This is a genomic window from Pseudomonas sp. R1-18 (assembly GCF_051132095.1).
In the GTDB taxonomy this organism is placed as follows: Bacteria; Pseudomonadota; Gammaproteobacteria; order Pseudomonadales; family Pseudomonadaceae; genus Aquipseudomonas.
This window is the reverse complement of the sequence record NZ_CP071658.1, coordinates 3,014,016-3,028,382: the sequence shown is the minus strand read 5'-3', so window position 1 is coordinate 3,028,382 and position 14,367 is coordinate 3,014,016. Positions and strand designations below refer to the sequence as shown.

Sequence of the window (14,367 nt, the reverse complement as noted above, 5' to 3'; positions counted from 1 at the left end):
GCACGATGAGCTCGCGAGACTCATGCAGGCCATGAAAGTCATGCAAGAAGGCCTGCGAAGCACGCTGTCCTTGATATCCGACTCATCCACCCAGCTGGCATCCACCTCTGAAGAAATGCACGCTGTTACCGAAGATGCCAACAAGGGGATGCAGCGGCAGAGTAACGAAGTAGAAATGGCCGCCACAGCGGTTACTGAGATGAGCGCTGCCGTAGAAGAGGTAGCGAGAAACGCCGCTGCAGCATCGGAAGCTGCTACCCGATCCAACTCTGCCGCCGTGGCGGGCCGCACGAAAGTAGACGAGACCGTGCGGGCGATCAACTTGATGGTCACGAAGGTGGAAGGCGCGTCACAGGAGGTTCAAGGACTTGCTGTGATGGCGAATGACATCAGCAAAGTCCTGGACGTAATCCGTGCAATCGCCGAGCAGACCAACCTACTCGCGTTGAACGCCGCCATCGAAGCTGCTCGTGCTGGCGAAGCAGGTCGTGGTTTCGCAGTCGTGGCGGACGAGGTCAGGGCTTTGGCTCATCGTACGCAGCAGTCGACAAGCGAGATTGAGCAGATGATCAGTTCAATCCAAAAAGGCACCGACGCGGCGGTCTCGGCAATGGTTCACACCAATGCCCAAGCTCAGACGACGCTCGATACCGCCCAAGGGGCAGGTACTGCGTTGGTGGAGATCACGGAGTCCATCGACAATATCACTGAGCGTAACGTCCTGATTGCGACAGCTTCGGAAGAGCAGGCCCAAGTCGCCAGGGAAGTCGACCGCAGCCTCGTGAGCATTCGTGATCTGTCAAACCAAGCCTCTGAAGGCGCAAGCCAGACGGCGATTGCAACGTCCGAGCTGACTCAGCTCGCTGTCGAACTGAATCGACTGGTCAAGCGATTCGCCATGTAACACAGGAACCTGCAATCAATGCAAGATGTGCAGCGATCACACGCTCCAGGGAAGCCTGGCTGACGTAACGGAAGCGCCCACACAACATAGCTTGGGAACCGTCTTGCTCAAAGAAGGGCATTTACCATTGTTCACGACCTTACGAGATGCCCTCTTTGAGCGAAACAGTTACTCATGCGACCGAACATTCAGCAGCTAAATCTTCAGGTGCAAGCTTACTTGTTGCTGCTGGGGAGTGGTGTACGGGGACGGGCGCAGGGGCCGGCGCTGCTGGAGGCATAGCGTTAATTAACACGGTTGGGCAAATGGGCGGCATTGTCAGTCCGTGATGGTTGGGTTCATAAAAGATGTTACCGGCAGCACAACTCCGGCTCTTTACCTCATCGGCATAACCAGTCTGCTCGCCGCAGCAATTCTGATTTGGGGTTTGCCTGAAAGCCTGAGAACGCGCGATAAGAAATAACCTGAGCGATTGGGGGCGCGCATCACGTCCGGCACATTGTGGAATGGCGCCCAGTAATGACTGGGCGCCATTGACTCAACCGATTTGGTGGCTCTCGGCGAGCCCGTATACGGAGGTGTCGATGCCTTCAAAACGCGCTTTTAACTGGAGCGCCAGGTACAGCGAATAATGACGTGACTGGTGCAGGTTGCCGCCGTGGAACCAGAGATTTTCCTGCTGTGTTGGCTTCCACATATTTCGCAGTTCGCCTTCGTACGGGCCGGGATCATTCGTAGTTCCGGAACCCAGACCCCAGCATCGGCCGACCTTGTCAGCTACTTCCTGGGAAATGAGCTTCGCCGCCCAACCGTTCATCGAACCATAGCCCGTGGCGTAGACGATTAAATCTGCCGGCAGTCGGCTGCCATCGTTGAGCACGACGGCATCTGCTTCGATGCGATCAACACCCAGGCCAGGCGCGCTCTTGAGCTTGATCGTGCCATTAGCGATCAGTTCTGAAGCACCGACGTCGATGTAATAACCAGAACCACGGCGTACGTACTTCATGAACAGGCCCGACTCGTCGTCACCGAAGTCCAGCATGAATCCGGCCTTTTCCAGGCGGTCGTAGAAGTCTTTGTCACGCTCCCTTATCTCCTCAAAGATGGGGCGATGAAAGTTCGGCATAACCTTGTAGGGGATCGAGGCGAACAGCATGTCGGCCTTGTCGGTGGTCAAACCCGACTCCAGGGCGTCCTCAGAGTAGAGCCCGCCGAAGACGAGGTCCATCAGGCTGTCGGAACGGACGATGTGAGTGCTGGAGCGTTGCACCATGGTCACCTCCGCGCCGTTCTCCACCAGATCGGCGCAGATGTCGTGAGCTGAATTGTTCGCACCGATGACCACGGCGCGTTTGCCCCTCCAGGCGTCTCCGCCGGGATGGCGACTGGAATGATGCTGCTGACCATTGAAATCTTCGGCACCTGGATAAGCAGGCACATTGGGTACGCCAGACATGCCGGTGGCGAGGATCAGCTGAGCAGGCTGTAAAGTTACCCGCTCACCGTCGCGCCGTACTTCAACCTTCCAATTGCCACTTTGCTCATCAAAGCTGGCGCTCACACATTCCGTACGCGGCCAGTAGTTGAGCTCCATGACTTTTGCATACATCTCCAGCCAGTCGCCAATCTGATCTTTTGGGGTGAAGACTGGCCAGTGATCGGGGAAAGGCAGGTAAGGCATATGGTCGTACCAGACCGGGTCGTGCAGGCACAGCGACTTGTAGCGACCGCGCCACTGATCGCCAGGACGCTCGGCCTTGTCGACTATCAGAGTAGGCACGCCCATTCGCTTGAGCCGCGCGGCGAGACCCAGCCCACCCTGGCCGCCGCCAACGATCAGGCAGTAAGGCTGGGTAGTGATGCCTAGCGAAGCTTCTTCATCATGACGGCGTTCCAGCCAGCTGCGTTTGTCGGCATGGACTTGACCATGCCTGGCACCCATCGGTCGTCGGCGGCCCCTGGGTTCTTCAAAGCCTTTGAGTTCGCGCATGGTTGTCAGCAGCGTCCAGCACAGGCCGTCCTTTAAACGCACGTAACCTCTACCTTGCGCCGCGTCTGTTTCGAGCCTGATCCAACCTTCGAGCACACCGTTGTTCAGCGTCGCCTCACCTTCCAGTTTCCATTGCTCAGGACGGGTCTGTTCCAGGCGTGTTTCGAGCATGTCCCGGATCGCGGGCTTGCCTTCCAGGGTCACCAGGTTCCAGCTGAACAGCAGCAGATCACGCCAGTGGCACTCTTCGGCAAACAATTGCAGCGCGCCATCCACATCACGTTGGCCGAGACGCTCGTCGAGGTTTTCGACCCAGGCCGCGAGCTGAGCAGTTGGCGTTTGCAGAGGTGTTTCGGTAGCAATGTTCATGGGTTCTCCCGTTCTTGTTGTTTTTGTAACAGCCTGCCCGGAGCAAACCTGGGCTGTCTTCATGAAGCCCCGGTGCAAAGCGGCAGCTGCGGTATTGCTCAGGCTTTGGCTCGAAGCTCTGCCGCCGTTCCGGGGAGCAGTGGATGGCAGAGGGTCATGCGGGGCAGAGAGCGCTCGTTCCAGTACTTGCATATGAACTGCGAACGGCCCCTGTCGTAACCGTAGCCGAGAACAAGAACAATGAAGCCGGCGCTGATCAGCGCCCATGCACAACCCATGCTGCAAAGCTCAGGTAACGGGTACGGCATCAATGACTGGGCCCGGGCTTGCGCCGGTGCGGCATTTTCGTTTCTGGCGTCGGCCATGATCATTTTCTTCGCCTTGGCGATGTAGCTAGGTATGCTCCGCTTTAATAGCCCAGCGGTTGCCGAAGGTGTGAATGAATCAGGAAAGCTCCGAGTCCCCAGTTCAGGAGGTGGCGTTGTCGTCCCGGTCCCAGGCGCTTGAGTCCGCAGCTGACGCGTCGGAGCGTCTTCAGTTGGCGCTGGATGCAGGGGCGATCATTGGCACCTGGGTGTGGGACATCCCCAACGATTGCGTCACTGCAGACGAGCGATTCTCGCGCTCGTTCGGCCTGTCAGCCGAAAGGTGCAGGGCCGGAATCCCTATCGCCGAGGCCTTTTCTTCCATCCATCTGGAAGACGTCGATCGTCTGGCAGCAGACATCGAGCAGGCCATGGCGCGCGGCGGCGCGTTTCGGTGTGAATACCGGGTACGACAGCACAGCGGATGCTACCGATGGGTCGAGGCCAATGGGCGTGCCGAGCTGGACGCCGAGGGCCGGGCCGTGCGCTTTCCAGGCGTGCTTACGGACATCGAGTCGCGCCGCGCCGCAGAGGCCGAGCGGGACAGGATGTCGGCTTTGCTGCGTACCTTCACCGCAGCGGTGCCCGGCGTGGCGTACGCCAAAGACCGCGACGGACGGATGCTGGTGGCTAACCGCGGCACAACCGATTTGATTGGCAAGCCGCCCGAGTTCTACCTGGGCAAGACGGATCTGGAGTTTCTGGAGGACAAAGCCCAGGCCCGCCAGATCATGGAAACCGACCAGCGCATCATGCGCACCGGCAAAGCGGAACAGATCGAAGAGCGGGTCGATATGCCGGACGGGTCTGCGACGATCTGGCTGTCGGCAAAGGCTCCGCTGCTGAGCGACACGGGCGAGGTCGTTGGCCTGATCGGCTCCTCCATTGATGTGACGGCAAGGAAAAACGCCGAACGGGCGCTGCTGGATCTGAACCGCACACTGGAAGCTCGCATCGATGAGGCGTTGGCCGAGCGCGAGGCGGCCCAGGCTGCGCTCCGTCAGTCGCAGAAAATGGAAGCGGTCGGCCAGCTGACCGGCGGAATCGCTCACGATTTCAATAATCTGCTGGCCGGCATCACGGGCAGTCTGGACCTGATCAAGCTGCGCCTGAGTCAGGGGCGTACCGCCGACGTCGAACGCTACGTGTCGGTCGCCTACGGCGCGGCCCAGAGAGCAGCGGCCTTGACCCATCGATTGCTGGCGTTCTCGCGTCGCCAGACGCTGGTTCCGGTGCACACCGACGTGAATGCGTTGATCGGCGGCATGGAGGAGCTGATCCGGCGAACGGTCGGGCCGGCCATCGAGCTGAAAGTCGAACTGACCGCAGCGCTGAGCAACTGTCGAGTCGATCCTGCGCAGGTGGAGAACTCGCTGCTCAATCTGTGCATCAACTCCCGGGACGCTATTGCCGGGAGCGGCGTCATTTCCATCCGGACGTTCAATCAGACGCTTGAGCAGGGGCCCGATCTGGACCCGGAGCTTTCGCCGGGGACCTATCTGACAATCTGCGTGGCCGATGACGGTGAGGGGATGAGCCCCGAAACGCTTTCCAGGGTATTCGAGCCGTTTTTCACCACCAAGCCCGTGGGGGCTGGAACCGGGCTCGGATTGTCCATGGTTTACGGCTTTGCCCGGCAATCGGGCGGGCAGATCAAAATCCTGTCGGAGCAGGGCAGTGGCACTCGCGTTTATCTGCAGCTGCCTTATCAGGAGGCCGAGGTCGATGTTCCGGTCGAGGAAGAGGCAGCGTTCGAGACCGAGCTGGTTCTGTCAGGCGGGACAGTACTTGTGGTGGATGACGAGTCCTCGGTTCGCATGTTCGTCACCGAAACGCTGGGGAGTTTCGGCTACCACGTCATCGAGGCCGCTGACAGTGTGGCCGGTCTCCAGCTGCTTGAGTCCGACATGCCTGTGGATCTGCTAGTCACCGACATAGGCCTGCCCGGCGGGCTGGACGGCCGGCAGATGGCGGATGCGGGTCGCAAGCGCAGGCCGGGATTGCCGGTGTTGTTCATGACTGGCTACACCCAGTCCCCCATAGTGGACAATCACCCGTTGCAACCCTCGACGGCGGTGCTGACCAAGCCTTTTGCGCTCGATGCTCTGATATCCAGCGTGAACGCGTTGCTCGGCAATGGCGACGATCAGGACCGTGCCGGTGCGCCTTGATGGTCTGTCGTTCCCGCCTTGCTTTCGTCAGGTTCTGATCTGCTCCCAGCTCAGGCCGAAGCGCGCCAGATATTTGCGGATCCGGTCGGAATCGTTCGGGTTGTCCTTGGCCTTGCGTGAGTGTTCGAACAGCTTGCGCCCGGCATCAGCCTGACTCCTGGCCGTGCGACACACATTGATCACGCACTCCAGCTGCATACGGTCGAACAAGTCGATTTCTTCATGAGCGCCAACCAGCTGGGTGGACGAAGAAAGTGCTGTTCGGGCATTTCCCCAGCTGCTCTGCAGGCGTGCGATCTCGTCGTCAACCTGTGCCGTATCGATGCGTCCACTGTCTGCCAGCGTCGCCATTCGGGTCACTGAGGCCGAAAGCTCGCGGAAATTGCCTGTCCACAGCGCTTCGCCGGATGTCGCAAAGGACAAGTATCGCCGCCGCGCCTCGGCGTTGAAGCGCACCAGGCGGCCTTGTTCACGAGCATGCCGTTGCAGTTCGAAATCGATATTGGGTTCGATGTCTTCGGTGCGCTCGGCCAGGCCAGGCAGGTGGAACGTCCAGATATCGATGCGCGCCAGCAGATCTTCACGGAACAGGCCTTCGGCCACGCGCTTGCGCAAGTCCCGGTTGGTGCCCGCCAGCAGGACGAAGTCCGATTCGATTTCCTTATCCGAACCCATCGGGAAAAAGCGTTTTTCTTCGACAGCCTTGAGCAGCATGGCCTGTTCGTCCAGCGGCAACTCGCCGATCTCGTCGAGAAACAGCACGCCTTTGTGCGCGCTGCGCAGCAATCCGTCCCGAGCCTGTTGGGCTCCGGTGAATGCGCCTTTGGTATGCCCAAACAGAGTGGACATCGCCGAGTCTCCGCGCAGGGTGGCGCAATTCACCTCCACGAAGCGGCCATCGACCTGATGGCGGCCGCGTTTGAGTTCATAAATGCGCCGCGCCAGAAACGACTTGCCCGCGCCGGTTGGCCCGTGCAGCAGAATCTGTGCTCTGGAACGAACGGCAACCCGCTCGACCTGATCGATGGTGCGGTTGAACGCGGCGTTGCGGGTGGCGATGCCCGATTTGAGCAGGTCGGTGCCATGCAGTTGCTGCTCGTGAAAGCGTTTGGCGATCTGGTCGTACCGTTGCAGGTCCAGATCGGTCACGACGTGTTTGCCGACCGGCGTCGCCGTTTTGTCCTGGTGACCCAAAGGCTTGGTCTGCAGAAGTTTCGCGGGCACGTGGCGGGATTCGGCGAGCAGGAACCAGACGATCTGCTGAACGTGCGTGCCGGTGGTGATGTGCACAAGGTAATCCTCGCGCTCGGTATCGAAGGCGTAGGCCGTGGCGAAATCGTGCAGCGAGGCGTATACCTCTTCGAAATCCCAGGCGTTGCGCATCGCCATGGGATGAAGCCGTACCTCGGTCTCGGGAGACGCCTGTGCGATGTCCGCTCTGACCTGTTCGGCAAGCGCCGTGTCGCGCTCCACGTCGGCATGGATCAGCTCCAGTCGGTTGATGACCAGATCGGGTTGTTGACACAGGGAGAGAGTCGGGCGCCACCTGTTCCAGCGCATCTCGCCCTTGTCGCCTTTGTCCAGTTTGGAGCCGAGGATTCCGATCGCGACCGTTGGCTTGCCCGACATGGTGTCTATCCTGAAATCTAGATTCGAGACCGGAGGATACGTCGTGAAACATCATCTGCAAGCCAAATCACGCGCTGGACATTCTATTTTTAGCTAACCAATTGTTTATAAAGGATATTTCTGTTTAAAGAGTCCTGTTCCGAATTCTGGCACGAGTATCGCTATAGCTCCTGCATCAGGTATTGACCAAGGAAGCAGACATGACCACCCAAAACTACGAATTGCTCGACGGCCACGCCGGTAAACCCATCAAGATGTGGACGCGCGGCGTGCCGGTGGATGCCGGCGCCCGGCAGCAACTGATGAACACCGCGCAGATGCCGTTCATCTTCAAGCACATGGCCGTCATGCCCGACGTTCACCTGGGCAAGGGGTCGACCATCGGCAGCGTGATCCCCACCAAGGGCGCGGTCATTCCAGCTGCGGTTGGCGTGGATCTGGGTTGCGGCATGTCCGCGGTGCGCACGTCGCTTCGCGCCACTGACCTGCCGGACAGCCTGGCAAGCCTGCGCTTGGCGATCGAAAAGGCGGTGCCGCACGGGCGTACGTCCGGGCGCAATGGTCGGGATAAGGGGGCGTGGGACGTCGCACCGGCCCGGGTGGATCAGGCATGGGGCGCGATGAAGGGTCGCTTCGACAACATCGTCGCCAAGCATTCGGTGCTCAAGAAGAGTAACAACCACAAGCATCTCGGCACCCTGGGTACCGGCAACCACTTCGTCGAAGTGTGCCTGGACGAAGCGGATCATGTGTGGTTCATGCTGCACACCGGCTCGCGCGGCGTCGGCAACGCAATCGGCTCGTACTTCATCGAAAAGGCCCGGCAGGACATGCGTGCGCACATGGTCAACCTGCCGGATCGCGACCTGGCTTATCTGGAAGAAGGAACCCGTGGTTTCAGCGACTATGTCGAAGCGGTGGAGTGGGCCCAGGATTTCGCGCGGCAAAACCGCGCGGTCATGATGCTGGCCGTGCTCGACGCGGCCCGCACGGTGATCAGCAAGCCGTTCGAGGCACGCTTGATTGCGGTGGACTGCCATCACAACTACATCGAACGCGGCACTTACTTTGGCGAAGACATCATCGTCACCCGCAAGGGCGCGGTGTCTGCGCAAAAGGGAGAAATGGCGATCATCCCGGGTTCCATGGGCGCCAGAAGCTTCATCGTGCGTGGCCTGGGCAATGAAGAAGCATTCTGCAGCTGCTCCCACGGCGCGGGCCGGGTGATGAGCCGCACTCAGGCGAAAGCGATGTTCACCGTCGAGGATCAGGTGCGGGCGACCGCGCATGTGGAATGCCGCAAGGACGCAGCGGTCATCGACGAGATCCCCATGGCGTACAAGGACATCGAAAAGGTCATGGCCGCGCAGCGTGATCTGGTGGAAATCGTGCATACCTTGCGTCAGGTCGTGTGCGTGAAGGGGTAAGGCATGGAGCGCTCAGTGCAGTTTTTGCAGATCGATGGATCGGTGGGCGGCGGCCAGGTGTTACGCACCGCGCTTAGCCTGTCGATGATTACCGGCGTGCCGTTTCGCATCACCGGCATACGCGGCAAGCGTACCCGGCCGGGGCTGCTGCGCCAGCACTTGACGGCGGTGCAGGCGGCCGCGCGGATCAGCGGTGCCCAGACGTCCGGCGCGGTGCTCAACAGCGTCGAGCTCGAATTCCGGCCAGGGAAAACAGTCGCAGGCGATTACAGCTTCGCCATTGGCACCGCCGGCAGCACGACGCTGGTGATGCAGACGCTGATACCGGCTTTGCTGTGCGCGGACGCGCCGAGCACGCTCAGTATCAGCGGCGGGACGCACAACCCGGCGGCGCCACCGTTCGAATTCATCGAGCGCGCTTGGTTGCCGCTGTTGCATCGGATGGGCGCGCGTATGGAGATCAGGCTGGTGCGGCATGGCTTCGCACCGGCGGGCGGCGGTCTGATCGAAGTCAGGATATGGCCGTCGGCGCTGCTGCCCCTGCACGTCGAACAGCGCGGCGAGCATCTGGAGACCCGTGCTTATGCGTTGCTGTCTGCCACGCCCGTATCGCTTGCCAGTCGGGCTCTGGATAGAGTCGCGTCGCGCCTGAAGCTGGATCGCCAGCTCATGCAGATCCAGGAGGCGAACGAAAGCGGCGGGCCGGGTAACGTGCTGTTTGTCGAATGTGAGCATGCTGGCTGCACTGAAGTATTCAGCAGTACCGCCAGTGCCGGCTCCAGGCCAGAGCAAGTAGCGGAGGCCTTGGTTGAAGATCATGCCCTGTGGGCGGATTCTTCAGCTGCGGTCGGACATCGCCTGGCGGACCAGCTGCTTGTTCCCATGGCGCTTGCTGGAGGCGGCAGTTTCACCACCGACCGGCTCAGTGGCCATCTCCACAGCAATGCGCAGGTCATCCAGCGCTTTTTGCCGGTTGATATAGCCATGCAGCAGAACGGCGACCACGCGGCCGTGTCGCTCGTCTCTCGGGAATAACGTTGGTCAACGGCAGTAATCGTCCCGGTTTCCGGACCAGAAATTCCACAAAAGTTGTCCACTGAAATCGTGGGTATGTCTGTGGGTAACTTTTTGTAAGGCAGGCGGGGCGTGGCTTGCAGCCATATGGCTATTTTATGACCAGAGGCGAAGATGCGCTGCAGTGGCGCTGATAGCACGTCTGAAGTCAACTGTTCAGACCATCAGCGGGCCTGCGGACCATAAAGCCGTGAGAAAGTTTATAGCCTCAGACGAACAGTCCTGCCAGTGCAAAGGCAAATAAAAACGGCGCGACCCTTTCGGGGCGCGCCGTTTGACGTGCAACCGGCTATCAAACGATAGGCTGGTCGCTCCACTCACCGTTGACCAGACGACGCAGACCCAGCGGGTTGGCGTTCTGCAGCGCTGGCGGCAGCAGGCTGTCGGCGTGGTTCTGATAGCAGACCGGACGCAGGAAGCGGTCGATTGCCAGAGTACCTACCGAAGTGCCACGCGCATCGGACGTAGCCGGGTATGGGCCGCCATGAACCATGGCTTCGCAAACTTCGACACCGGTCGGATAGCCGTTGACCAGAATGCGCCCAACCTTGTCTTCCAGCAGCGGCAGCAGCCAGCTGTAGCCCGCCAGCTCGGCAGGCTCGCCGATCAGTGTCGCGGTCAGTTGGCCACGCAGCGCCAGCAGTGCGCTCTTCAGCTCGGCATCGTCCGCGACTTCAATCACCAGAGTGGTCGGGCCGAAGACTTCTTCCTGCAGCAACGGATCGCCGTTGAGCAGCAGGCTGACATCAGCCTTGAACAGCTGGGCCTGAGCCTGTTTGCCTTCCTGCGGCTTGCCGGCCAAGTGGGTGACACCCGGATGCGACAGCAGGTGTTCAACGCCTTTGCTGTAGCTGCGCAGACCGCCGGCATTGAGCATGGTCTGTGGAGCCTGGCCGCCCATCTGTTCGGTCAGTTGCTCCAGGAAAGCGGAAAACGCCGGAGAACGCAGGCCGATGACTACGCCTGGGTTGGTGCAGAACTGGCCGGCACCCATTACCACCGAAGCCGCCAGCTCCTTGGCGATGGTTTCACCACGAACGGTCAGCGCTTCAGGCAGCAGGACCACCGGGTTGATGCTGGACATCTCGGCAAACACCGGGATCGGTTGCGGACGCTCGGCGGCCATCTTGCACAGCGCATTGCCGCCGTTCAGCGAGCCGGTGAAGCCGACCGCCTGGATAGCAGGGTGCTTGACCAGACCTTCGCCCACGCCGTTGCCGAAGATCATGTTGAACACGCCCTTTGGCATCTGGGTGCGTTCGGCGGCACGGATGATCGCGCTGGCAACCAGATCAGCGGTCGCCATGTGGCCGCTGTGCGCCTTGAACACCACCGGGCAACCGGCGGCCAGCGCCGCTGCGGTATCACCGCCAGCGGTGGAGAAGGCCAGCGGGAAGTTGCTGGCGCCAAACACGGCGACCGGGCCGACGCCGATGCGGTAATGGCGCAGGTCGACGCGTGGCAGCGGCTTGCGATCCGGCAGGGCCAGGTCGATACGCGCGCCGAGGAAATCGCCGCGACGCAGGACTTTTGCAAACAGGCGCATCTGGCCGCTGGTGCGACCGCGCTCGCCCTGGATGCGCGCTTGTGGCAAAGCGGTTTCCTGGCAAACGATGGCAACGAAGTCGTCGCCCAGTTGATCGAGTTCGTCGGCGATGGCGTCGAGGAATTCAGCGCGGCGGGCAGGGCTCAGCTGGCGGTATTCCAAAAAGGCCTGCTTGGCGGCCAGCGCAGCGGCGTTGATCTCTTCATCGGTGGCCTGATGAAAGCCATACGGCAGTTCTTCGCCGGTGGTGGCGTCGAGGCTCTTTTGCAGAGTCTGGCCTTGAGCGCTGCGGCCGCCAGCGATGAAGTTATGGCCGAGAATGTTAGGCATCGGTATCTCCTGTTGTTTTGAGGTGGGAGGCAGGTCTGGCCTGCTTTCCTTATGGGTTGCCGAATCGCTTTACGGGTGAAAAGAGTACAGGTTTTAGGCAGCAGTCCGGAATCGGAAGATAAATGTCAGCAGTCATCGTACAACCTCGCTCGCTTGCGTTGCAACTGCCGGACGGCGTTTGTCCACGGCAGGCGCGCTTGGAGGCTGACGTGAAGCTCGCCTATTTATAGCTGTGGATCATGACGGTGTGAAACGCGATATGTTCAGCGCGCGGTGCTCAAGATCGACAGGTTTCCAGCGCATCCAGCACCTGACGCAGCGCCTTGCTCACCGGCTTGTCCTGACGCACCGCCACGGCCAGCGTCCGGCTCAGCGCCGGGGTCAGTGAATGGACCTGCAGGCCGCGGCGATGATGCGCCGCTGCCACCGACATGCGCGGCACGATGCTGTAGCCCAGCCCGGCCGCGACCATTTCCTTGATAGCCTCGATGTTGCCCAGTTCCATCACCGGCCTGATACGTATCCCGCTTTGCTGGAACCACTCATTGATCACCAGGCGCGTGCTGCTGCCGGCCTCGAAAACGACCAGCGGCAACTCGCCAAGGCTGGCCGGCGTGAAAGTCGCGGGCAGCGGGTTCGGACCGCTGGCGAAAATCGCCACGAATTCATCCTGCAACAGCGGCGAGACGTGCAGGCTGCGCCCGGACGCGGGCAGGGTGATCAGCGCCAGATCCAGACGGTTTTCCTCGACGGCTTTGAGAATGCCATCCGTGTTGCCGGTGCTGACGCGCACGTCGAGGGCCGGAAACCGTCGACGCAGGGCTTTGAGCAAAGGTGGCAGCAAGTGGATGCAGGCGGTCGCGCCCGTACCGATACTGATCGGCCCGACCACACCCTGGGTATGACTGGCCAGGTCCTGCAAGGCGTCATCCATGACCGCGTCGATGCGTGCGATATGTTTAAGCAGGGTGGTACCCGCCGGGGTTGCCTTCAGACGCTTGCCAACCCGTTCGATCAGGCGCAGTTCAAGCTGACTTTCGAGTTGCCTGATCTGCAAGCTGACCGCTGGCTGGCTCAGATTCAGATGCACGGCGGCAGCGGAAAAACTGCCGCAGGCGATGACTTGCGAAAAGGTATGCAGCTGGTTGAGGTTCAGGCGACGCATGGCAAAGTTTTACTTATGCATTGGATGAGTAATCATAGCTTTTTTTATACATTGCCAGCCTGCAAGATTGCGGCACTTCTCTGGTACCACGAGCTTCTGAATGAACGATGCGCTGATTGTGCGAGATGCCCGCGAAGACGATATGCCGACAGTGCAGGCGATCTACGCCCGGCATGTGCTGGAGGGCATGTCCAGCTTTGAACTCGAACCGCCCGACCTCACCGAATTGTTGCGCCGCAGGGCCGATGTGCTTGCCAGAAGCCTGCCATATCTGGTGGCCGAGCAGCGCGGCGAGGTGGTCGGTTACGGTTACGTCACACCGTATCGGCCACGGCCCGGTTACCGTTTCACCGTTGAAGATTCGGTGTATGTGCGCGAAGGCATGGGCGGCATGGGCATCGGCCGGGAAATCCTCGCCGCGCTGGTGGCGCACTGCGAGCGTGGCGGCTGGCGGCAGATGATCGCTGTTATCGGCAACAGCGAAAATCTCGCTTCGCTTCGCCTGCATGAGGGCCAGGGATTTCGCCGGGTTGGCGTGTTCGAGTCGGTGGGCTTCAAGCACGGCCGCTGGGTCGATACCGTACTCATGCAGCGGGCCCTGGGCGACGGCGCGCTGACTTTGCCACGACCCGTCGGCTGACAGGCCGCAGCATGATATCGGGACTTGATGGGCATTGCGGCCATGCGCTTGAGTGGGTACGGTACGCGGCTGTTCAAGAAGGAGCCTGATATGACTCGGCATGACCCCACGGAAAAGGGCCCCGCACCAACCCGACAGCGGCGCGCGCCCAAAGGCGAAAAGCGCCGCGAAGAATTGCTCGATGCCGCACTGCAGGTGTTCTCCCTGGAGGGCTACACCGGCGCCTCGGTGGCCAAGGTCGCCGCTATTGTCGGTATCTCGGTTGCCGGGTTGCTGCATCACTTCCCCAGCAAGATTTCTCTGCTGATGGGCGTGCTGGAGCGCCGCGATGAAGTCAACGGCAAGCTTGCCGAAGAGGTGCGCCGGGAAAATACGCTCACCGGAATGCTCGACAGTCTGCGCGCGATCAATCGCTCGAACGCCACCGCACCGGGCGTGATCCGTGCCTTTTCAATTCTCAATGCCGAAAGCCTGCTGGAAAATCAGCCGGCGTGGAGCTGGTTTCAGGCGCGCTACGAAATGATTCGGGGGCGGATGCTGGCGCAGTTCACCGAGCTGGTGGAGCGAGGGGAAGTACGAGCGGACGTGGATTTGCCGAAACTGATCCAGCAGATCCTGGCGATGATGGACGGGTTGCAGATCCAATGGCTGCGGTTTCCCGATGAGGTCGATCTGGTCGAATCGTTCGATGCCTACATTGCGCAGGTCGACGCGGCAATAAGGGCTCGTCCTTGAGCCTGGGCCTGTCCCTGGG

Annotated in this window: 11 protein-coding genes and 1 pseudogene; 7 read left to right on the top strand and 5 right to left on the bottom strand. The window is 60.7% G+C overall.

What is annotated here, in order from left to right; translation table 11 throughout:
- Positions 1 to 22 precede the first annotated feature (22 nt).
- Positions 23 to 904 carry a methyl-accepting chemotaxis protein gene (locus J3P77_RS13900; protein ID WP_434682017.1) on the top strand — a complete coding sequence of 294 codons (882 nt, stop codon included), beginning with the start codon at positions 23 to 25 and terminating at the stop codon, positions 902 to 904.
- A 251-nt stretch (positions 905 to 1,155) separates the two neighbouring features.
- Positions 1,156 to 1,367: pseudogene (locus J3P77_RS13895) on the top strand (MFS transporter); the annotation flags it as partial.
- Positions 1,368 to 1,442: 75 nt separating this feature from the next.
- Here J3P77_RS13895 and J3P77_RS13890 read toward each other — a convergent pair.
- Positions 1,443 to 3,266, bottom strand: coding sequence for an NAD(P)/FAD-dependent oxidoreductase (locus J3P77_RS13890; RefSeq protein ID WP_434677194.1), 1,824 nt, complete (start codon positions 3,264 to 3,266; stop codon positions 1,443 to 1,445).
- Positions 3,267 to 3,364: 98 nt separating this feature from the next.
- Positions 3,365 to 3,637 (bottom strand): hypothetical protein, encoded by a 273-nt coding sequence (locus J3P77_RS13885; RefSeq protein ID WP_434677193.1) that lies wholly within the window; start codon positions 3,635 to 3,637, stop codon positions 3,365 to 3,367.
- Positions 3,638 to 3,747: 110 nt separating this feature from the next.
- On the opposite strand from J3P77_RS13885, the gene J3P77_RS13880 reads away from it, so the two are divergent.
- On the top strand, positions 3,748 to 5,802 hold the full coding sequence (locus J3P77_RS13880) for a PAS domain-containing protein (protein WP_434677192.1): 2,055 nt from the start codon (positions 3,748 to 3,750) through the stop codon (positions 5,800 to 5,802).
- A 27-nt stretch (positions 5,803 to 5,829) separates the two neighbouring features.
- Here the strand turns inward: J3P77_RS13880 and rtcR are convergent, their stop codons facing one another.
- Complete coding sequence (gene rtcR, locus J3P77_RS13875; protein ID WP_434677191.1) at positions 5,830 to 7,431, bottom strand: RNA repair transcriptional activator RtcR; 1,602 nt, start codon at positions 7,429 to 7,431, stop codon at positions 5,830 to 5,832.
- 200 nt (positions 7,432 to 7,631) lie between these two features.
- Between rtcR and J3P77_RS13870 the strand changes: the two genes are divergently transcribed.
- Together J3P77_RS13870 and rtcA are read left to right on the top strand one after the other, a co-directional pair.
- Positions 7,632 to 8,858 carry an RtcB family protein gene (locus J3P77_RS13870; protein ID WP_434677190.1) on the top strand — a complete coding sequence of 409 codons (1,227 nt, stop codon included), beginning with the start codon at positions 7,632 to 7,634 and terminating at the stop codon, positions 8,856 to 8,858.
- A 3-nt stretch (positions 8,859 to 8,861) separates the two neighbouring features.
- Positions 8,862 to 9,893 (top strand): RNA 3'-terminal phosphate cyclase, encoded by a 1,032-nt coding sequence (gene rtcA / locus J3P77_RS13865; RefSeq protein ID WP_434677189.1) that lies wholly within the window; start codon positions 8,862 to 8,864, stop codon positions 9,891 to 9,893.
- A 331-nt stretch (positions 9,894 to 10,224) separates the two neighbouring features.
- Here the strand turns inward: rtcA and J3P77_RS13860 are convergent, their stop codons facing one another.
- Positions 10,225 to 11,808, bottom strand: a complete 1,584-nt coding sequence (locus J3P77_RS13860) for an aldehyde dehydrogenase (NADP(+)) (RefSeq protein ID WP_434677188.1) — start codon at positions 11,806 to 11,808, stop codon at positions 10,225 to 10,227.
- A gap of 277 nt (positions 11,809 to 12,085) precedes the next feature.
- Positions 12,086 to 12,973 (bottom strand): LysR family transcriptional regulator, encoded by an 888-nt coding sequence (locus tag J3P77_RS13855; RefSeq protein WP_434677187.1) that lies wholly within the window; start codon positions 12,971 to 12,973, stop codon positions 12,086 to 12,088.
- A gap of 100 nt (positions 12,974 to 13,073) precedes the next feature.
- Here J3P77_RS13855 and J3P77_RS13850 point away from each other — a divergent pair, with 100 nt between their 5' ends.
- A complete protein-coding gene (locus J3P77_RS13850; protein ID WP_434677186.1) occupies positions 13,074 to 13,613 on the top strand; it encodes a GNAT family N-acetyltransferase in 540 nt (179 codons plus the stop codon).
- 90 nt (positions 13,614 to 13,703) lie between these two features.
- Complete coding sequence (locus J3P77_RS13845; RefSeq protein ID WP_434677185.1) at positions 13,704 to 14,348, top strand: TetR/AcrR family transcriptional regulator; 645 nt, start codon at positions 13,704 to 13,706, stop codon at positions 14,346 to 14,348.
- Positions 14,349 to 14,367 lie beyond the last annotated feature (19 nt).

Coding starts and splice junctions, on each gene's coding strand:
- J3P77_RS13845 (WP_434677185.1), top strand. CDS start 13,704: ATGACTCGGCATGACCCCACGGAAAAGGGCCCCGCACCAACCCGACAG.
- J3P77_RS13900 (WP_434682017.1), top strand. CDS start 23: ATGCAGGCCATGAAAGTCATGCAAGAAGGCCTGCGAAGCACGCTGTCC.
- rtcA (WP_434677189.1), top strand. CDS start 8,862: ATGGAGCGCTCAGTGCAGTTTTTGCAGATCGATGGATCGGTGGGCGGC.
- J3P77_RS13850 (WP_434677186.1), top strand. CDS start 13,074: ATGAACGATGCGCTGATTGTGCGAGATGCCCGCGAAGACGATATGCCG.
- J3P77_RS13870 (WP_434677190.1), top strand. CDS start 7,632: ATGACCACCCAAAACTACGAATTGCTCGACGGCCACGCCGGTAAACCC.
- J3P77_RS13855 (WP_434677187.1), bottom strand. CDS start 12,973: ATGCGTCGCCTGAACCTCAACCAGCTGCATACCTTTTCGCAAGTCATC.
- J3P77_RS13860 (WP_434677188.1), bottom strand. CDS start 11,808: ATGCCTAACATTCTCGGCCATAACTTCATCGCTGGCGGCCGCAGCGCT.
- rtcR (WP_434677191.1), bottom strand. CDS start 7,431: ATGTCGGGCAAGCCAACGGTCGCGATCGGAATCCTCGGCTCCAAACTG.
- J3P77_RS13885 (WP_434677193.1), bottom strand. CDS start 3,637: ATGATCATGGCCGACGCCAGAAACGAAAATGCCGCACCGGCGCAAGCC.
- J3P77_RS13890 (WP_434677194.1), bottom strand. CDS start 3,266: ATGAACATTGCTACCGAAACACCTCTGCAAACGCCAACTGCTCAGCTC.